The 20210-nt window shown below is 50.5% G+C and carries 17 protein-coding genes and 1 pseudogene; 6 read left to right on the top strand and 12 right to left on the bottom strand.

What is annotated here, in order from left to right; translation table 11 throughout:
* Position 1 precedes the first annotated feature (1 nt).
* The 5 genes and pseudogenes from FDX14_RS02800 to rclA all read right to left on the bottom strand — a co-directional run bounded on the left by FDX14_RS02800 (position 2) and on the right by rclA (position 4205).
* Complete coding sequence (locus tag FDX14_RS02800; protein WP_061381619.1) at positions 2-769, bottom strand: putative bifunctional diguanylate cyclase/phosphodiesterase; 768 nt, start codon at positions 767-769, stop codon at positions 2-4.
* A 98-nt stretch (positions 770-867) separates the two neighbouring features.
* On the bottom strand, positions 868-1449 hold the full coding sequence (locus tag FDX14_RS02805; protein ID WP_170973568.1) for a helix-turn-helix transcriptional regulator: 582 nt from the start codon (positions 1447-1449) through the stop codon (positions 868-870).
* A 21-nt stretch (positions 1450-1470) separates the two neighbouring features.
* Positions 1471-2166 carry a flagellar brake protein gene (locus FDX14_RS02810; RefSeq protein ID WP_042309913.1) on the bottom strand — a complete coding sequence of 232 codons (696 nt, stop codon included), beginning with the start codon at positions 2164-2166 and terminating at the stop codon, positions 1471-1473.
* A gap of 569 nt (positions 2167-2735) precedes the next feature.
* Positions 2736-2864, bottom strand: a pseudogene (locus tag FDX14_RS02815) (DUF417 family protein); the annotation flags it as partial.
* Between the two features lie 15 nt (positions 2865-2879).
* Positions 2880-4205 carry a reactive chlorine resistance oxidoreductase RclA gene (rclA, locus tag FDX14_RS02820; RefSeq protein ID WP_137348963.1) on the bottom strand — a complete coding sequence of 442 codons (1326 nt, stop codon included), beginning with the start codon at positions 4203-4205 and terminating at the stop codon, positions 2880-2882.
* A 235-nt stretch (positions 4206-4440) separates the two neighbouring features.
* Here rclA and rclR point away from each other — a divergent pair, with 235 nt between their 5' ends.
* On the top strand, positions 4441-5295 hold the full coding sequence (rclR, locus tag FDX14_RS02825) for a reactive chlorine-specific transcriptional regulator RclR (protein ID WP_079225099.1): 855 nt from the start codon (positions 4441-4443) through the stop codon (positions 5293-5295).
* A gap of 52 nt (positions 5296-5347) precedes the next feature.
* On the opposite strand, the gene FDX14_RS02830 is transcribed toward rclR, so the two are convergent.
* The 4 genes from FDX14_RS02830 to FDX14_RS02845 all read right to left on the bottom strand — a co-directional run bounded on the left by FDX14_RS02830 (position 5348) and on the right by FDX14_RS02845 (position 11634).
* Positions 5348-8491, bottom strand: a complete 3144-nt coding sequence (locus FDX14_RS02830) for a CusA/CzcA family heavy metal efflux RND transporter (protein ID WP_042309917.1) — start codon at positions 8489-8491, stop codon at positions 5348-5350.
* Between the two features lie 11 nt (positions 8492-8502).
* Entirely contained in the window at positions 8503-9795 is a 1293-nt protein-coding gene (locus tag FDX14_RS02835; protein WP_042309918.1) for an efflux RND transporter periplasmic adaptor subunit, read from the bottom strand.
* A 76-nt stretch (positions 9796-9871) separates the two neighbouring features.
* Positions 9872-10219: a cation efflux system protein CusF gene (gene cusF, locus FDX14_RS02840; protein ID WP_137348964.1), complete on the bottom strand. Its 348-nt coding sequence runs from the start codon at positions 10217-10219 to the stop codon at positions 9872-9874.
* A 32-nt stretch (positions 10220-10251) separates the two neighbouring features.
* Positions 10252-11634, bottom strand: a complete 1383-nt coding sequence (locus FDX14_RS02845) for an efflux transporter outer membrane subunit (RefSeq protein WP_137348965.1) — start codon at positions 11632-11634, stop codon at positions 10252-10254.
* 195 nt (positions 11635-11829) lie between these two features.
* Here FDX14_RS02845 and cusR point away from each other — a divergent pair, with 195 nt between their 5' ends.
* The 5 genes from cusR (at position 11830) to uspF (ending at position 15763) form a co-directional block, all read left to right on the top strand.
* Positions 11830-12513 (top strand): copper response regulator transcription factor CusR, encoded by a 684-nt coding sequence (cusR, locus tag FDX14_RS02850; RefSeq protein ID WP_038638530.1) that lies wholly within the window; start codon positions 11830-11832, stop codon positions 12511-12513.
* Positions 12503-13954: a Cu(+)/Ag(+) sensor histidine kinase gene (locus tag FDX14_RS02855; protein ID WP_137348966.1), complete on the top strand. Its 1452-nt coding sequence runs from the start codon at positions 12503-12505 to the stop codon at positions 13952-13954. Before cusR ends, FDX14_RS02855 begins: the two co-directional genes overlap by 11 nt.
* A gap of 120 nt (positions 13955-14074) precedes the next feature.
* Complete coding sequence (locus FDX14_RS02860; RefSeq protein ID WP_137349025.1) at positions 14075-14284, top strand: PcoE/SilE family metal-binding protein; 210 nt, start codon at positions 14075-14077, stop codon at positions 14282-14284.
* Between the two features lie 83 nt (positions 14285-14367).
* A complete protein-coding gene (locus tag FDX14_RS02865) occupies positions 14368-15171 on the top strand; it encodes an MBL fold metallo-hydrolase (protein WP_137348967.1) in 804 nt (267 codons plus the stop codon).
* Positions 15172-15334: 163 nt separating this feature from the next.
* On the top strand, positions 15335-15763 hold the full coding sequence (gene uspF, locus FDX14_RS02870) for a universal stress protein UspF (protein ID WP_137348968.1): 429 nt from the start codon (positions 15335-15337) through the stop codon (positions 15761-15763).
* A 66-nt stretch (positions 15764-15829) separates the two neighbouring features.
* Here uspF and torD read toward each other — a convergent pair whose 3' ends face one another.
* Genes torD through torC form a run of 3 tightly spaced genes read right to left on the bottom strand, consistent with a single transcriptional unit; the run spans position 15830 to position 20149 of the window.
* A complete protein-coding gene (gene torD, locus FDX14_RS02875) occupies positions 15830-16444 on the bottom strand; it encodes a molecular chaperone TorD (RefSeq protein WP_061381696.1) in 615 nt (204 codons plus the stop codon).
* Positions 16441-18981 (bottom strand): trimethylamine-N-oxide reductase TorA, encoded by a 2541-nt coding sequence (torA, locus tag FDX14_RS02880; protein ID WP_061381610.1) that lies wholly within the window; start codon positions 18979-18981, stop codon positions 16441-16443. Before torA ends, torD begins: the two co-directional genes overlap by 4 nt.
* Entirely contained in the window at positions 18971-20149 is a 1179-nt protein-coding gene (gene torC / locus FDX14_RS02885; protein WP_137348969.1) for a pentaheme c-type cytochrome TorC, read from the bottom strand. The genes torA and torC overlap by 11 nt, the downstream gene beginning before the upstream one ends.
* Positions 20150-20210: the final 61 nt, after the last annotated feature.

The following is a 20210-nucleotide window of genomic DNA, read 5'->3' on the forward strand; positions in this document are numbered from 1 at the left end:
ATTAACGATTATACTGCGTCAGGAGTAACGGGATTTCTTCTGCTAACACCGGCGGAGAAATGAAAAAGCCCTGAATTTTGTCACAACCAATCTGCGTTAAACGGTCCAGTTGGGACTGGGTTTCCACCCCTTCGGCGAGAACTTCAATACCAAAATTGTGTGCCAGTGAAATAATGCCCTCCACAATCTTTGTCGATCGGGTATCGGGCTCAATGCCAGCAACAAATTCCTTATCAATTTTTAGGGTATCAAAAGGATACTTCAGCAGATAATTAAGATTTGCGTGACCGGTACCAAAATCATCAAGAGCGAGTTTAACCCCGATCTCCTTTAGCTCCAGCATATTGTTAACCGCTATCTGGCTGTCGCGCAGTGGTGAGGTTTCCGTCACCTCAATTTGGCACCGATAAGGCGGTAGCCCACAGAGGGTGAGATTACGTCTGACGCGTTGCGGTAAGAGAGGGTCACAAAATTCAAGTGCGGAAATATTGATTGATAATACAAGAGGATCAGGCCAGGAAGTCGCCACATCCCAGGGGGTGTGGGTAACCATGTCTTCAATTGAAATGATATTGCCGCTGTCTTCCAATAACGTAATAAAAATATCGGGAGAGATCATCCCCATCTGAGGGCTGTTCCAACGCATTAATGCTTCAAATCCGCTAATTTGCTGAGTGTGCAAATTAAAAATGGGCTGATAAACCATATAAAACTGACTGGTATTCAATGCCTGTTCAAGCGCGGTGAGCACCTCGTTGGAATTAAACATTCCCTCTACCTCTACAAATCATATAATTTAAAACCAGTCACATCGCTCCCGAATTATATCTACTATGAGATGTTTTACATCAGAAAAGAATCACCAGACTAGGGTAAAAAAGACATACGATGGGTGAATCTGACAATTAATTTATTTAAATCAGAAGTATTGTTCAGTCCCAACTTGGCGACGACTCGCATTTTATGAGCCTGAATGGTTTTATAGTTAAGGTTCACTAATTCAGAAATTTCTTTAGCGGTATAACCACTTACCAGCAAACTCAGGATCTGCTGTTCCCTTTCAGTTAACCTTTTCTGCGAACGATACAGCCGGGGATTCCATTTCCCGACCGACAACGTCGCCAATTGACCGAAATCTCGCAGTGAAGATTTCTCAGTCAACACTATTGCTTTCTCAATATATAATAACTCCACGCATAATTTCGCCACCAAACTGTCAGCCACAATCACTACGACGTTATTATAGAACTTGAATCGATTTTTATTCAGAAACTGTACGACGTCTGAACACGGTTGTTCATTATTAATGATATTAAAAACCATGGTTTGATGCTGACATAATGATGACTGATGCAACATATCCTCAAACTGGAATGTTTGTACGGGTACTTGTTTGCTGGTCAGGTAGGCGAACATACCGTTGCCCACAAAATTATCATTGCCACACATCAACATCCTGTTTACCGCTCCTTATAAGCTTCTGATCTTGTTACTCATTAAAAATTTGATAATAATTTTCTCGACTTCAGCCTCTTCACGACGATTTTTAAAATCGAACTCACACGAGATCTGATGACAGGAGTACAACTGATTATCCTCATCAAACTCATTGATCGTGACGACATCGATCACTTTTAAATCCAGCTGTAAACTGCCAAACGTATCAAACTCCAGCGAGGCATTTTTAATCACCGCATCTTTATAAACAAAGCGGGTATTTACATCTTTAACAATTAACGCACAGCCACCCTGAGAGATGTTTTTAATCCTGAAAGAGTAGTTTTCTCCGTTTTTGTAACGACCAAAACAGAAAAAGTCATAACCCTTCAGGAAGGAAAAACGCTGATTTTGTCGCTGCTGGGCAAAGAAAATCATATCCGGGATGAGGTAGGATAATCCTGCCTCCGCACCTGCTGGTGGAGTTTGTTCAAATCTGGCACTAAATTTTACAATCCCGCTTTCGCTGTGCAGGATAAAGTATTGGACCTTTTCAGGCACAATCTCTTCATGGCCGGAGATGACAAACCGTTCGAAATCGACCTTATCTAGCTGTGTGATAACGCTACTGTTTTCGCATAAGACTTCCAGTTTCGTTTTCTTGTGCAGCTCTTCACGAAGGATAGCGATGATTTCAAACTTGTTGTCCTTTGCTAATCCAAAGCTCATTCTAAAACCCTTATTTCCATATTTAAGATATGTCCCGCTTTTGGTTACCCAAAAACGCGAGATCAGCATCCGCCCTGGTGCTTAATTACCATAGTGGATTCCATGTCAGACAGTTGGTTAAAAATTAAGTTTTTAACTATCTTTAGCCAATTATTGATACGTAAAAACATTTAATCAGGATAATTCTAGCTTAAGCCGCGCTTAAAACCACGCGAACTTATGGATTAACTATAACAAAAATGAATAATAATTTTATTTAAGATGCTGTTTTGAGATAACAAATAGCAAGAATTGCACAGAAAAAAATAGAGAAAAATGAAGGTATTGGGATGGTTGGGCGATGCGCAGGTTGTCGCGCTTTTGTCATCAGTGCGTATGGTACTCACCTCTTCATATCATTAACTGCCAAAACAGCCCTGACTCGTTATTGTTATAAAGTGAATAGTTACATTTTATATATTAAATAAATTTCCCTTAAGTCAGAAAAAAGCCAGCATCCTGCTGGCCCGGTAAATACCGAATCGAACTAGAGTGGCTTGCTACCTTACAGAGGGCACAACGTTAAAAATTCAATACCGCTGCATAACGATTGAGCTGACTGAATCTGCAACGATCATCACCGCTCCCGCCAGCATTAACGTATCCTTCAACACCAGAGGTCCAGCTCCAGACAAGTACGGAAATCCGTGGTGTATATCTTCCCTGCGCTTTTATTATTTAACGAGAGAAAAGAGATCGTTTAATGATTCACTCATACTCGGATGGGTAAATATTTGATCGCGTAAAGTTGTATAGGGTAATCCTGCATCCATAACCGTCTTGATGATATTAATCATCTCATGCGAATCCACACATAATAGCGAAACACCTAATATCTGTTTCGTTTCGCTATCCACCACCGCTTTAAGTACGCCACGGGTGTCATCCATCACTCGCGCACGCGGAATCGCCGCCACCGGTAGCGTGACTACCTGCACAGAAGCACCACTGGCGCAGGCCTGTTCTTCGGTCATCCCCACGCGGGAAAGCGGCGGCGTCATAAAGACGGAATACGGTATATTTTGACGATCGCCGGTGTGACGTACCCCCTCGCCTAACAGATTGTCACGCACAATACGGAAATCATCCAGTGAGATATAAGTGAACTGCAACCCGCCGGTGACATCGCCCATTGCCCAAATATTATCTGCCGAGGTACGCAGATATTTATTCACGATAATGGCGCCGCGGTCGTTTACATCCACACCCGCTTTCTGCAACTGCAGATTTTCGGTCGCCGGTTTGCGGCCCGATGCCACCAGCAGCGCATCCACAGTCTGGACGCCTCCCGGCATTTTCACCTGTACCGCGCCGTCCACGGACGAAACCGCCTGTACGTTGGCGTTAAGGATAATCTCAACCCCTTTGTCGCGTAAAATCCCGGCGATAGCTTCGGCAATATCCCGATCTTCGCGGGCTAAAAACAGCGGAGCGGCTTCATAAAGGGTGACTTTGCTGCCAAAGTTGGCAAACATTGATGCGAACTCCACACCAATGTAACCGCCACCCAAAATTCCCAAACGTTCAGGCCGTTGCGTCAAATTCAACAGCCCGGTACTGTCGAACACACCCGGTGTGGTGGTTAACCCTTCTACGTTTGGCATCGTTGACTGCGCACCGGTATTAATAAAGATCTTCTCGCCGCTTAGCTCAATCGCGCCAGTTGACTGCACGACCCGCACAGTACGGTTATCGACAAATTCAGCACGACCGTCGATCACATCTACATTTTCCAGATCGGCCAGATTATGGAAGTTTTTATCGCGCAGGAAACTGACAACGGCACCCTTGCGCTGCATCGCCGCAGCAAAGTCATGCTGGAGTTCAGCGTCGTGTACCAGGGTTTTAGTTGGAATACAGCCGATGTTGATGCATGTCCCGCCGTACATGGTGTTCGACTGTTCAACAATCGCCACCCGCCAGCCCGTTTTTGCCAGGGCAGCTGCCAGCGTTTTACCCGCTTTGCCAAATCCAATAATAATCGCCTGATACTGATTCATGCTCTCTCTCCGCCTGGTCACTGTTCATTTGTTGAACTGAAGTATAGGGGTAACCAGGCAAGGGAAACGTATCCAGAACGCGCTCATTACTGTCAAATCGTCTAAATCACTTTTAACCTCTTTTCACGAAACATATAAGAATAATAAATTAACACTTTGAAGATATTACTTTAATTTAGAATTTTCGAGATAATCCCGCCAAACTAATAGTGGTAAAAACTGCTCAGGAGTCTTCATGGACACTCTCAGTCGATTACTCATGCTTAACGATCCGCAAGGCTCGATCGATCAAAACTGTTTACTGAGCAGAGACTGGCAACTGCCGCATGCGGCGGGCGAGCTGTCCGTTATCCGCTGGCATACGGTCACTCAGGGGGCAGCCCAACTTGATATGCCCGATGGGACATCTTTCACCCTGCGACCAGGGACTCTCGTTATCCTGCCGCAGAACTCCGCCCATCGACTTTGCCAGTCAGGGGATGAACAAACGCATATCGTTTGTGGTAGCCTGCGACTGCACGCCACCTCGCGCTATTTTTTAACCGCGCTACCGGAAGCACTGATTCTGGCGCCAGAAGAAAAGAGTCCCGTCAGCCCCTGGCTCAAGGCCGTGATTGCGCTATTACAACAGGAATCCATCAGTGGGTTGCCGGGTTCCAGCGCTGTATGTAGCCAACAATGTGCCACGCTGTTCGCCTTAGCCGTTCGTGAGTGGTTAACCAGAGCATCGCCCGCACAAAACGTGTTGAATTTACTGCTGCACCCCAAACTCGGAGCCGTGGTGTTTCTGATGCTCGAATCACCGTCCTTTGCGTGGACCGTCGAAGAGCTGGCGAAACGCGTACACATGTCGCGGGCCAGCTTTGCGCAATTATTCCGTGAAGTCTCAAACGCCACACCGCTGGCGGTGTTAACCACTTTGCGCCTGCAAATCGCCGCTCAGATGTTGTCACGCGGATCTCAACCATTGATTGTGGTAGCTGAATCGGTGGGCTACGCCAGCGAGTCATCGTTTTATAAAGTCTTTCTACGCGAATTCGGCTGTACGCCGGGCGAGTACCGCAAACGCGTGAAAGCGCTGGAAGCATAGAGCTACGCCTGCTTCGGGGTACAAACCGAAGACAGGCGTATGATTGATAAGGTTACTTTTGCTTGCGATGTCTGTGCAGCCACATCAGCTTATAGGCTGCCGGAATAATGAATAGCGACAACAGCGGCGCAGTAATCATGCCGCCAATCATCGGTGCGGCGATGCGGCTCATCACTTCTGACCCGGCTCCTGTCCCCCACAAGATGGGCAACAGCCCGGCGATAATCACCGCCACGGTCATTGCTTTCGGGCGCACGCGCAGTACTGCGCCGTGATATAACGCTTCATCCAGTTTATCTGCCGTAAAGGTTTGCGGATTTTCCAGCGCGGGCTCTGCTTCTATGGCGTGACGTAGATACATCAGCATCACCACGCCAAACTCCGCGGCCACGCCAGCCAGAGCAATAAACCCGGTTCCGGTCGCGACCGACATATGGAACCCCATCCAGTAGAGGAACCAGATCCCCCCTACCAGCGCAAAGGGAACGCTGGTGATAATCAGCAGCGCTTCGCCAAAGCGACGGAAAGCCAGATAAAGCAGGACGAAGATAATCATCAGCGTCATCGGCACCATCAATTTGAGCTTATGGCTGGCGCGTTCAAGCAGTTCGAACTGACCGGAGAACGCCACGCTGGTCCCCGGCTTTAACTGTACCTTTTCCGCGATCGCTTTTTGCAGATCGTTCACCACCGAAACCATGTCACGATCGCGGGCATCGATGTAAATCCAACTGGTGGGTCGCGCATCTTCGGTTTTTAACATTGACGGCCCAGAAACGACCGTGACATCCGCCACATCAGCCAGGGTGATTTGCTGTTTCATGGGGGTCAGAATGGGCAAATTACGCAGCGCTTGCGGGCTGTCGCGATAGCTCTGCGCATAGCGAAGGTTGATAGGATAACGCGCGATCCCTTCTACCGTTTCGCCCACCATCGCGCCTCCCACTGCGGAGGTCACAAACAGCTGTACATCGCCAACGGTCATGCCATAACGGGCCGCTTTCTCACGATTAATATCCACGTTGAGATAGCGTCCCCCTACCAGACGCTCAGCTAACGCAGAGGCGACGCCTGGCACGGTTCTGGCCACCTCTTCAATTTGTTCCGCCGTGGCATCTATATCAGCCAGCACGTTACCTGACACTTTAATCCCGATAGGGCTTTTTATCCCGGTAGAGAGCATGTCGATGCGGTTACGAATAGGTGGTACCCACAGATTCGCCAGCCCCGGCAAGCGCACGGTTTTGTCCAGCTCGGCGATGATTTTGTCCATCGTCATACCCGGACGCCACTGATCCTGCGGCTTCAGTTGGATCGTCGTTTCAACCATTTCCAGCGGCGCGGAATCTGTTGCGGTTTCCGCCTTGCCGGTTTTACCAAATACGCGCGCCACTTCAGGAACGGTCATGATCAGCTTATCGGTTTTTTGCAGCATGTCCGCCGCCTGCGCCGCCGAAATCCCCGGCAGTGTCGAAGGCATATACAGCAAATCGCCTTCGTTAATCTGCGGCAGGAATTCACCACCGACTTTATTCAGCGGGTAGATAACCGTCAGTATTGACAGCACCGCTACCAGGATTGTGGTTTTGGGCCAGTGCAGCACCTTCAGCAATAGTGGATGGTAAATACGGATCAGGAAGCGGTTAAGCGGATTGCTGCTTTCCGCCGGTATTTTCCCGCGGATCCAGAACCCCATCAGGATCGGAATAACCACAATGGCCAGAAATGCCGCGCCCGCCATGGCATAGGTTTTGGTGAACGCCAGCGGACCAAACAGCCGCCCTTCCTGCCCTTCAAGGGTGAAAATAGGGATAAATGACAACGTGATAATCAGCAAGCTGATGAACAATGCCGGGCCAACTTCCACCGAGGCGTCGGTAATGACCTTCCAGCGCGTGGCGTTATCCAGCTTTTCACCCGGATGCTGATGCCCCCACTCTTCCAGTCGCTTATGGGCGTTCTCAATCATCACGATTGCCGCATCAACCATCGCCCCAACGGCAATAGCAATTCCCCCGAGCGACATAATATTGGCGTTCAGCCCCTGGAAATGCATCACGATAAACGCGATACACAGCCCCAACGGCAGGGAAATAATCGCCACCAATGCCGAACGCAGATGCCACAGGAACAGCGCGCACACCAGCGCAACGACGATAAACTCCTCCAGTAGCTTGTAGCTCAGGTTATCAATGGCGCGATCGATAAGCTGACTGCGATCGTATGTTGTAACTACCTCAACGCCTTCCGGCAGGCTGCTTTTCAGCGTATCGAGTTTGGCTTTAACGGCAGAGATCACCTCACGCGCATTTTTACCGGATCGTAGAATAACCACGCCACCCGCGACTTCGCCTTCGCCATTGAGTTCGGCGATCCCACGGCGCATTTCCGGCCCAATCTGGACGCGTGCCACATCGCGCAGATAAACCGGTACACCGTCGGCCCCGGTTTTCAGGACGATGTTATTAAAATCATCAAGCGTTTGCAGATAGCCACTGGCACGAACCATATATTCGGCTTCGGCCATCTCCACAGACGAGCCGCCCGCTTCCTGATTTGACGTATCCAGCGCAGATTTCACCTCCGCCAGGCTGATGCCATATTGCGTCAGCTTCATCGGGTCGATAACCACCTGGTACTGTTTAACCACGCCGCCCACCGAGGCCACTTCCGCCACGTTAGGAATCGTTTTTAACTCATATTTTAAGAACCAGTCCTGAAGAGAACGTAATTCCGCGAGGTCATGTTTTCCGCTGCGATCCACCAGCGCATATTCAAAGATCCAGCCGACGCCCGTGGCGTCCGGCCCCATTTCAGCACTAACGCCTGCCGGTAATTTTCCCTGCACCTGGTTGAGATATTCCAGTACGCGCGAGCGCGCCCAGTAAGGATCGGTACCATCCTCGAAAATGACGTAGACGTAGGAATCGCCAAACTGCGAGAAGCCACGCACCGTTTTCGCGCCGGGTACCGACAGCATGGTGGTGGTCAGCGGATAAGTGACCTGATTCTCAACGATTTGCGGGGCCTGTCCGGGGTAGCTGGTTTTGACTATCACCTGGACATCAGAGAGATCGGGCAGCGCATCAACCGGCGTGTTAATGATGGTCCAGGTTCCCCAGATGCTGAGAAACAGCGCCCCCATCATCACCAGGAAACGGTTTGCCACTGAACGGCGGATAATCCATTCAATCATTTATCATATCCTCAATGTGAATGGGTCGCCTGGGCCGGCATCGCGCCTGCGTCTTGCGCACCACTGTTCTGGGCGCGCATACGGTCAAGGGCACCAGAAATATTCGCCTCGGAGTCAATCAGGAACAGACCGCTGGACACCACTTTTTCACCTTCAGTCAGGCCTGAGCGAATAGCCGTCTGCCCCTGAGATTCATGGAAAACAGCCACCTGCTTCGGCACAAATCGACCTTCCTGATCAACGGTAATCACCCGCTGTTCGGTACCCGTATCAATTAACGCTTTAGACGGGATCAGCAGCATCGGCTCGCTTTGCGTTTTCAATTGCAGGTAAGCATTCATTCCAGGCTTGAGCGCTTCGTCGGGGTTATCAACCTGCAAACGCAGCTGGAGGGTACGCGTGGTGGCATCAACGCTTGGCAAAATACTCCACTTACTGATGGTGAATGGCTTATCCGGCCAGGCAGGAACCGTGATGCGAAATTGCGAGGCGTCTTTAATCAGCCAGGCAATAGATTCCGGGACCGACGCGCTGACCCATACCGGATCCATTCCCTGAATTTTCGCGACCACATTGTCTTTGGAAATATTCATGCCGGTACGCAAATCGAATGCGGTGATCACCCCATCAATGGGGGCTTTCAGGGTAAAGCGGGTCTGAATTTTACGCGTCGACTTTAAACGCTGGATATCCGCTTCCGGCATACCGGCAAGGCGTAATCGCTCCAGAATCCCTTCCACCTGCGTCACGCTGCCGCCGGTCTCGCGCAGCAGCAAATATTCGCTCTGTGCCTCAACCCAGTCAGGAATCGTCAGGTCAATGAGCGGAGAACCCTTCTTGATTTTGTCACCCACGGTAAGCGGGTAAACCTTCTCGATAAAGCCAGCGGAGCGTGCCTGGACAATAACAAACTGGTATTCGTTATAGCTCACGTTAGCCGGGAAAGTTTGCGCATAGTGCAGTGGTCCCCGACGCACGGGTTCCGTTTTTAGCCCCAGATTCTGGGTCTGAGTGGGATCGATGCGCACACCAGGTGCTGACGCGCTTGCGGTCTCTTCATCGGCATATTTCGGGATTAAATCCATATCCATGAACGGCGATTTGCCCGGCTTGTCAAAACGCGTATTCGGATACATGGGGTCATACCAGAACAGAACTTTTCTGGCTTCTTTTGGCGAAGCCTGTCCGGTTTCGGTCGATACTTTTGCGGATGAATAATAAGTATAAACACCGACAGAAATAATTCCGCCTGCAATCATGCCAGCGAGAATAAGCGCGGTATTTTTAATATTTAAAGACGCCATAATGATTTCCATTGCGCGATAATCTCACCCGCGCTCGCAAGAACCCGGGCAAGAATTAAAGAGACCAGCGAGAACGTTATTTACTGATGTGAATATCGCGTAAAACAGAGATATTTCCCTGCTGAGCAAACGTAAACGCGACCTTATCACCCGGTTTAATATCGTCAGCCCTGGTATCGGCCACCAGCGTAAAACGCATCGTCATGGCCGGCCAGTTCACCGCCGGAATAGGATCATGTTTAATCGTGACTTTTTTACTCTCCATATCAACAGCTTCAATCACCCCGGTAGCGCTAATGCGTTGTTCCTGCTGAGCCGCCGGCTGCATATTCATCATCTCGCCATGTTGATGCTCATTGGCCTGAGCGTTAAATATGACCACAGAGAAAAGGCTTAACAGCACGGCTTTGGCGGTAGTATTCATAATTGATGCTCCTGAAAAGTTAATATTAAGGATTACTCCACCCAACCGCCGCCTAAGGCAGCAAACAGCTTAATTTCATTAACCTGCTGGGAGTAATTAAGATCGAGCAGCGATTGCTGCGTGGCAAATAAAGAACGTTCAGCATCCAGAACTTCGATATAGCTAACCGCGCCATTCTGATACAGCGCTCTGGCACGTTGTAAGGTGATTTGCAATGACGCCAGGTAGCGCTGCTGGCCGCTAATTTGCTCGGCAATGCTTTGGCGCAACGCCAGCGCATCCGCCACCTCTTTAAATGCGCCCTGAATTTTTTGTTCGTAATTCACCACCGACTGCTGTTGGCGAATTTCAGCCAGATCGAGATTGGACTGATTACGTCCGGCGTTAAAAATTGGAATATCTATTTTGGGGACAAAATTCCACATGCCGCTGGCAGCATTAAACAAGCTGGAGAGATCGCTGCTGCTACTGGACACGGAGCTGGTCAGGGTAATCGACGGGAAAAATGCCGCCCGCGCGGCGCCGATATTGGCATTCGCCGCCATTAATCCGTGCTCAGCTTCCATAATATCCGGGCGCTGCAACAGTATCTGCGACGAGAGTGATGGCGGCAGCGTAACCGGTTTAATATCTCCGCGACTGAGCGCCCGATCCTCGGGTAATTTTCCGTAGGTACCCAGTAACAGTTGCAGCGCGTTGTTCGCCTGCGCCAGTTCACCTTTACGCTTCGCGATTTCGCTGCGCGTACTTTCAATCACGCCCCGCGCCTGTTCCAGCGCCAGTACGTTAGTGCTACCGGTGACCAGTTGTTTTTCAACAAAGGCGTAGGAACGCTGATAGTTTTGCAGCGTTTCTTCGGCAATTTGCAGTTGTGCATAAGCCAGACGCTGATTGAAATAACTTTGCGACACGTTAGAGATTAATGAGATATGTACCGCCCGACGCGCCTCTTCGCTGGCAAAGAAATTCTGTCGATCGGCTTCACTCATATTTTTCAGCCGACCAAAAAAATCCAAATCGAAACTGAGATTCAGCCCGGCCTCGAATTCGCGATCGGTGCCGCTGTCGCCTTTTAATTTACCGCTGTAGGTACCGCTGGAGCCTGCCGTAATTTGCGGATAGCGGTCAGCGTCCGTGACGCCATATTGCGCTCGCGCCTCCTGAACCTTCAGCACTGCCATACGCAAATCGCGGTTATTGACCAGCGCCTCACCAATCAGCACCTTCACCTGGTCGTCAACGAAGAAGGTCCGCCAGCCGGTGTCCTGATAATTCCCCGAGGCTGACACCAGCGCATTCTGGCTTAAGGAGAATTGCTGTGGCACCGGCAAAGCCGGGCGCTGATAGTCCGGCGCTAATGAACAACCGGCGAGAACGAATATCGCGCTGAGGGTAAGAAGCTTAAATTTGCTCATAGTTCTTCTCGTCCTGACCGGACTGATGACCCTAAAATATGTAGGAATTTATAGGGTTGTACTTTAACGAAGTGACTCTGTTTAACCGGTGACAGGAAAATGACAAAACTGTCATTTTCCCAATAACCGATTGCTATCCGATCCCGCTTCCCTAGAATTGAAAGTCCGCACAAGCAGTGCGAGAAGGAGAATGCGATGAAGATTTTGATAGTCGAAGATGAGAAAAAAACCGGTGAATATCTGACAAAAGGCCTGACGGAAGCAGGTTTTGTCGTGGATTTGGCGGACAACGGCCTAAACGGGTACCACCTGGCGATGACCGGCGATTACGATCTGCTCATACTCGACATCATGCTACCGGATGTAAACGGCTGGGATATCGTACGCATGCTGCGTAGCGCCAACAAAGGCATGCCCATTCTTCTCCTCACCGCGCTGGGTACTATTGAACATCGGGTTAAAGGTCTGGAATTAGGCGCTGACGATTATCTGGTCAAACCGTTTGCCTTTGCCGAACTGTTGGCGCGGGTCAGAACGCTATTACGCCGGGGCGCGGCGGTGATTGTCGAAAGTCAGTTTCAGGTCGCAGATTTAATGGTTGATCTGGTGAGTAGAAAAGTCACCCGCAGCGGGGCGCGCATCACCCTGACCAGCAAAGAGTTTACGCTGCTTGAGTTTTTCCTGCGCCACCAGGGAGAAGTTTTACCCCGCTCGCTGATTGCCTCTCAGGTCTGGGATATGAATTTTGACAGCGATACCAACGCCATCGACGTCGCCGTTAAGCGTCTGCGCGCCAAAATCGATAATGACTTTGAGCCGAAACTGATTCAGACCGTGCGCGGTGTGGGATATATGCTTGAGGTTCCTGATGGCCAGTAAACGATGGCAACGCCCTTTTTCCCTGGCGACGCGACTGACCTTTTTTATCAGTCTGGCGACTATCGCTTCATTTTTCGCCTTCGCATGGATAATGATCCACTCAGTAAAAGTGCATTTCGCCGAGCAGGACATCAATGATTTACAAGAGATCAGCGCCACGCTGGAGCGTATTCTTAATCAACCGAACGAACCTGAATCACGCCGACTGGAAACGCTAAAAAACGTCGTGGCGGGTTACTCGAACGTCATTATTTCTCTGGAAGATAGCAATCAGAAGGCTATTTTTCATTCACCTGGCACCCCGGATCTCCGGCAATTTATTGCCAGTGCAAGGCCGGATAAAAATGCCCATGCCCGCGATGTCTTTATTATATCTGGTCCCATGCTGCAAACGCCCAAACATACGCACGGGCAGATGACATCATCAAACTGGCGCATGATTCGTTTGCCTGTCGGACAGCTTGCCAATGGAAAAGCGGCATATACGCTGTACCTGGCGTTATCGATCGATTTTCATCTGCACTATATTAATGACCTGAAAAACAAACTGATTATGACAGCATCGCTGATTAGTATGATGATTGTTTTTATCGTGCTGTTCGCCGTTTATAAAGGCCATGAGCCTATCCGTAATGTCAGTCGCCGCATCCAAAATATCACCTCGAAAGATCTCGACGTACGCCTCGACCCGCAAGCCGTGCCTATTGAACTGGAACAGCTGGTAAGTTCGTTTAATCACATGATCGAACGCATCGAGGATGTTTTTAAACGTCAGTCGAATTTCTCAGCGGATATTGCCCATGAGATCCGCACCCCAATCACTAACCTGGTCACGCAAACAGAAATTGCGCTAAGCAAGACCCGTAGCCAAAAAGAGCTGGAGGACGTGCTGTATTCCAATCTCGAAGAATTTGGCCGGATGTCGAAGATGGTGAGTGACATGCTGTTTCTGGCGCAAGCGGACAACAATCAACTGATCCCGGAAAAGACCGCGCTCAATCTGGCTGATGAGGTCAGTAAAGTGTTCGACTTTTTCGAAGCCTGGGCAGAAGAACGTGAGGTTAGTTTACGCTTTGAGGGACGCGAATGCTGGGTATCGGGCGATCCGTTAATGTTACGCCGGGCAATGAGTAATCTGCTTTCAAACGCCATGCGCTACACGCCAAAAGGCGAGTCAGTGACCGTGCGGGTGAAAGAGGCCGATGAACAGGTGCAGATAGTCGTTGAGAACCCCGGCCCGCCAATTCCTCCACAACATCTTCCGCGACTCTTTGACCGCTTCTATCGGGTAGATCCTTCCCGGCAACGTAAGGGAGAAGGCAGCGGTATTGGCCTTGCGATCGTGAAATCGATAGTCATTGCCCATCAGGGAAAAGTTGCGGTGACATCTGATTCACATGCCACCCGCTTTATTCTGACGCTGCCCCGGCATGCAATTTAATCTCTGGTAATAACGGTTAAGTCATTCCTGTTCTCTGACTTAACCGTCATATTCCTGTCACGTCACTGACAGCGTGCGCTAATTATAATTTCTTCCGTAAACCCACACAGGAGAAATATGATGAATAAGATGTCCTCTTTTTTAGCTATCGCGTTTTTTATCTCAGCAGGCGTTAATGCAGCCGAAACGTCATCCCATGCACAATCATTTTCACAAATGAATGAACATGAAAAAGCGATGGTAGTACATCAGTCGACAAATAATGCTCATTCCTATGCCCATGAGCAGCAGGCGGAAAAACACCGTGCGCAGGCAAACAGTTCGCGATAACGGATAACGCCAAAGGGCGCTGCGATCACAGCGCTCTCAAAAGCAGTGCGTTACAGTATGCCGTTTTAAGACTGGAGTCAGGCATGGCTTTAACCCTCACGGTATTGCTTGAAAACCGGCGCGCTGCTGGTGCAGATAAAACATTACGGGCAAAGCCTGGATTAAGTCTGTTAATTCAGGATGAAACCACCACCATACTGTTTGATACCGGGCCGGATGACAGCTTCATACTAAACGCTGCGCAAATGGGGATCGACCTGACGCAATTAACCGCCGTGGTGCTGTCACACGGTCATTACGATCATTGTGGTGGCGTCCCCTGGCTTGCCGATAACAGCCGTATTATTTGCCATCCTCAAATAGCCTGCGAGCGTTACGCGTCGATAACGCTTGCGGGAAAGCCGCGACAAATTAAAAAACTCTCCCGCGATAACGACTACTCTCGTCTGAATATGGAATACACCCGCGAACCGTTGGCGATAAGCGATCGTTTTTTGTGGTCCGGGGAAATTAGCGTACCCACACCGCAAGCCTACGGTATTATTCGCGAGAAAACACCTCAACCGGATTACATCAGCGATGAAGGCGTATTGATCTATAAATCTGACCGTGGGCTGGTGATCATTACCGGCTGCGGGCACCGGGGAATAGAAAATATCGTCCGCTATTGCCAGAACATCACCGGCATTGGCAAAATTCACGCCCTCATCGGTGGGTTCCATTTACGCGCCGCCTCTCCCGCTAAGCTGTGGCGGACGCGGCAATTTATTAAGCAGCAGCAACCGGAAAAACTGCTCGGCTGTCATTGTACCGGTTCGTGGGGACGAATGTGGCTACCGGGAACAAAAGCCCCGGCAACGGGGGATGTCATCGTGCTGGCGAACTAAAGGCGGTAAAACGTGACCCACATCTGCATTAGAAAACGGGAACTTACGTTCCCCGTTTATCATTAACGACAATTATGCACGTAACCTTGATCTGGTCACTTATTATACAGAGACAACCTTGGGTACACTCAGGATAGAGGTAAACAAACAGGAGGTAGTGAATATGTATCGCTCAATTCTGGTGCCCATTGATATCTCTGAAGCCGATTTAACCCGCCATGTTGTGCCGCAGGTTCAGGCGCATGCCAAAACCGCCAGGGTCCATTTTCTGGCCGTTATTCCTACCGTTCCGTTCTATGCCTCGCTGGGGCTGGCCTACTCAAGCGAATTCCCGGATCGCAGTGGTCTGCAGGCCAAGGCCAGTGAAAAACTCGAAGAGATTGTTAAGCAATTCAACATTCCTGCTGGCAGGAGTCAAATCCACGTCGTTTACGGCCCGCCGAAGGATCAGATCCTCAAACTGGCGGAAGCGGTTGACGCCGAACTTATCGTCATCGCCTCGCATAAGCCTGGTTTTAGCACCTACCTGCTGGGTTCAACGGCTTCTGCCGTAGTTCGCCATGCAAAATGTCCGGTGCTGGTTGTACGTTGACACTGGCTAACACAATAAACACGGGCGTAAATTTACGCCCGTTTTTATTCCGACGCAGATCAGCACTCAGTGCTGATTATCCAGCCTGACCAATGCCAGCAACAGCTGGCTCAGTGCGCCATAAAACCCGAAATCATCATAACGACAGCATTTAGCGGTGAATTCCGGTAACCAGCGTAACAACCCCGCCAGCGTTTCTCTGCGCAGCGCGTCAATTTGCCGATGACGCAAGCCAGCTTCAGCCAGTGAAAAATGCAGATGGCTCAGCAGTTCGACGAAAATCGCCAGGTGATCGGCTGACTCGCTAAACGTATCGCTGACCTGCATGCCCGCATCAGATAACAGTTGTTTAATGACGCCGTAGTTCGGTCCCTCTTCAAGATGAGCCGACGCATAGGGTAATGCCGCATGTTCATCCGACATCAGAAACAGGCTGCAAAAATCAGCTGCCAGTTCCAGAGTGACGTCTTCACGCATCTTAAGCGCCGCAATTTTTTCCTCCAGCAGAAGTACTTCCGCCTCAAGCGATGGCTCACTTTTTAGCAATGCAAACCACTCCGCCATTTCGCTGGACTGCAACTGCTCCAGGCTTTCGTCATCTCGCTCACGGGAAAATAACTGCGCCAGCCAAGCGTAAACGCAGGCCACCTGCTCGGATGTCAGGGAAGAGTCTTTCATTATGACCTCCCCTGCTCTGCCGGAACATATTCGCACTGCGCCACCATTTTAATCGGGCCGCTGAATGCCGTCACATTCGCCAGCTTGCCAGTATATTTCTCGATTTCCACCAGCGCAGTATGGGCACTGGTGGCTTGTGCCAATTGAGACGTGCCGATATCTATCGTTAACACGTTCGGGTTGCCGTATTTGCACAGTGCCCCGATTTCTCCGCCGTTCTCCGGGTCGTACCAGGCACCTTCATGAATACGCACGACGCCAGGCGAGTAGAGATCGGAGACAACTGCCCCGGCGAGCACTTGTCCACGCGCATTAAATACACGGACGATATCACCATTGCGAATCCCTCTTGCACTGGCATCCTGCGGGTTGATAAACACCGGTTCTTTGCCACTTACCGCATAATGCTTACGTAGCGCTTCAGATTCACAAAGCTGCGAATGCAGACGGAAGTCCGGGTGGACGGATTGCAGATGCAGCGGCCAACGCTGCGACCCCGGCCCGCCGTGTGATCGTTCGATTTTCTCAAACCACATCGGATGCCCCTGGCAGTCGTCATACTGCATATCGGCAATAGTTTTCGAGAAAATTTCGATCAAACCGCTTGGTGTCCCCAGCGGCTCAAGATCGGGATCTTCGCGGAATGCCTGATGTCGAACAAACATCTGCGGATGCTCGAACTCAACGTACTCCTGCTGATTCCAGAAGACGTCAAATGCCGGGAGATGAACGCCGCGCCCTTTCCCCTGCTGGCTTCCTTCCTGCCAGATCCGCTTCAACCACCCCATCTCATCCAATCCTTCGGTGAAGGCTTCTTCACGATTAAAGCGGCGGCAAAGATCGCGGAAAATATCGAAATCATTACGCGCTTCAAATTGCGGCTGTACCAGCTGTTTCATGGCGATAATGCCGCGGTTGGAGTGGTTGCCATACTGGTCGAGATCGTTACGTTCAAATTGCGTCGTCGCAGGCAATACAATGTCGGCAAAGCGACAGGTCGAGGTCCACTGATTATCAATAGCGATAACGGTTTCCAGCTTCCGCCAGCCCTCAATAATGCGGTTGATCTGCTGGTGACGATGGAACGGATTGGTCCCGGCGAAAACGCACATCTTCAACGGCGGCAGTTTCACCGTTTTACCGTTCCAGTTAATTTTCTTGCCCGGCTCCAGTATCGCATCAATAAAACGTGCAATAGGGATGGTGCTGCTATAGCCCTTATAATCGGTGCTGTCATGTATCGGAGGAACGGTGGTAGAGCCAGAAAAACCACTCAGAATTACACCCTTACGGCCTGGCGTACCCGCGCCGTTATAGTGCCAGCCAAAACCAAAACCCCCGCCGGGTAAACCGATTTGTCCGAGCATTGAAGCCAGCACCACAATCATCCACGCCCATTGCTCCCCATGCTGCATGCGCTGGACGCACCAGCCGGCAATAATTTGCGTTCTACCACCCGCCATCTGCCGTGCCAGTTCACGAATCGTGTCGGCATCGATCCCACATATTTTTTCCGCCCACAAGGCATCTTTAGGCTGTCCGTCACTTTCTCCCAGCAGATAAGGCAGAAACTGTTCAAACCCTACGCAGTAGTTATCGAGAAAATGCGGGTCATAGAGCTTCTCGGTATAGAGCGTGTGCGCCAACGCCAACTGTAGCGGCACATCAGCCTGCGGATTTACGGTAATGTGTTTAACCTTATCACGACCCAGATAGTCATGAGTCGAGGTGATGACCGGGTCAATACTGATGACAGAGATCTCGCCACGCGCCACTTTTTCCTTCAACTGCTCGTAGTATTCATAGACATCATGATCCGGACACCACCAGTTCGCCTGCTGGTTTTTGATCAGATCGGAGCCCCACAGAACAATGGTTTTGCTGTTCTTCAACACCAATGGCCAGGAGGTTTGTTGCTCATACACCTCCATTGAACCCACCACCCGCGGCAGGATCACCTGAGCGGCGCCGGTGGAATAGTCTCCCCCGGTGCCCACGCTGTTGCCGTGCAGCGCAATGGCGCGCGCCAGCATGCCGGAAGCATTATGGAACATGCCGGTTGATTGCCAGCCGCTGGCCGTGAGCAGCGCACTTGGACCATAGGTCTTCTGAATGCGCTCCAGCTCCTGATAGAAGAAGTCCAGCGCTTCATCCCAGGAAACGCGCACAAAGCGGTTATCGCCGCGCTGTGTGGTATCGCTCTGGTGTCGTTTACGTAACCAGTCAACGCGCACCATCGGATAACGGATACGCGCGCTACCGTGCACATGATCCGGCAGTCCGGCGATCATTTTGGACGGGTACTTATCACGCTCAAACGGCTTCGCCTCGATAAAACGCCCATCAACCACGGTGGCACGGATTGCTCCCCAGTGAGAACCAGTCAAAATTCCTTCTCTAACACCTGTTCCCTGTACCTCGGCGGCACTGGCGCTACGCGGTGTGAGTAGAGAGGGTCCTACCATACCGGCTACGGTCAAACCGCCCAATTGCAGCAGAAAACGTCGGCGAGATGCCTGAAAGAGATCGTTATTTTTCATTGCTTTCTCCCGTAGCGCTATGTGGCTTGTCCGTGGTGTCAGAGGCATTCATCTGCAGATATTTCAGCAAGGTACGTTCTTCGCGTTTATCCAGACTGGTAAACCCAATCATGCCGTTCAACGTGCCAATCCAGCCGTTGGCGTCAAAGTGTTCTTTCTCTGGGGCGCCGTGGCACTGGTTACAGGTTCCGTTATAGAGTGAGTCGGCATAGGCCCAAATCGGCTTGATGTCGTTAACCATATCGCCCTTGTGCATCCAGGCAGTGGCTTGCAACTTACTCCACGGCGTATTCGTTTCTGCGACGGTGGTTTGTTCCAGCGTTTTCACGTGCTGCTGGATATCACCGCGAATAGAAGCCACAAAAATGCGCTTACCCGGCAGTTGCGCCAACACGCGCTGACGTCCGTTACTCTCGGTCCAGCCCACAATTTCGATTTGCAGCCAGTCGCCGTCACGCTTTAACACTTTGACTTCAGAGGCGGGCAGCAGTGAGCCTGCGGGTTCTTTATCACCTTTCGCGGCATACAGAGGTTTGATGTCAAGTGAGTAGAGCGTATCGCCATCATCATTCGCACTGGCGCGAAGCGCATCAAACTGCTTGCGGAAACCGCTGCTCATGTCGGGAAGTTGGTGCGCAATGCCTTTATGACAGTCGATACAGGACTGGTTATCCTTCGCCGCAATTTTCATCTGGCGTGCGGCTTCAGGATGCTGTTTAGCGTGATCCATCGCATCATAGTTATGACAGGAACGACAGGTTGCGGAGTTGTTCTCTTTCATTCGCGCCCATTCGCGCTCCGCCAGCTCGGCGCGTTTGGCTTCGAATTTCTCAGGCGTATCGATAGAGTGGGCAACAAAGGTCTGGTAGATATCGTTGCTGGCCTCCAGCTTACGTTTCACCATACCAGGGATATCTGATGGAATGTGGCAATCGTGACACTCTGCACGCACCCCGGAGGCATTCTGAAAATGCACCGACTGTTTATATTCTTCATAAACCGGCTGCATGCTGTGACAACTCACGCAAAACTCGGTTGAACTGGTTAATTTAATGCCAACGTGCGGTAAGACGATCAGCGCGATGCCGACCACAATCCCGATAACGACCAGCGCCAACACTGACCAACGTGCGCTCGGTCTGAGCAGCGCCCTCCATAGTTCCCGCATAATAGCCCCTGTAATTATATGGTTTAGTTACAAAGGATCTTATTTCTCAAATGTGAACAGC

The organism is Citrobacter sp. wls710 (assembly GCF_005281115.1).
In the GTDB taxonomy this organism is placed as follows: domain Bacteria; phylum Pseudomonadota; class Gammaproteobacteria; order Enterobacterales; family Enterobacteriaceae; genus Citrobacter; species Citrobacter werkmanii.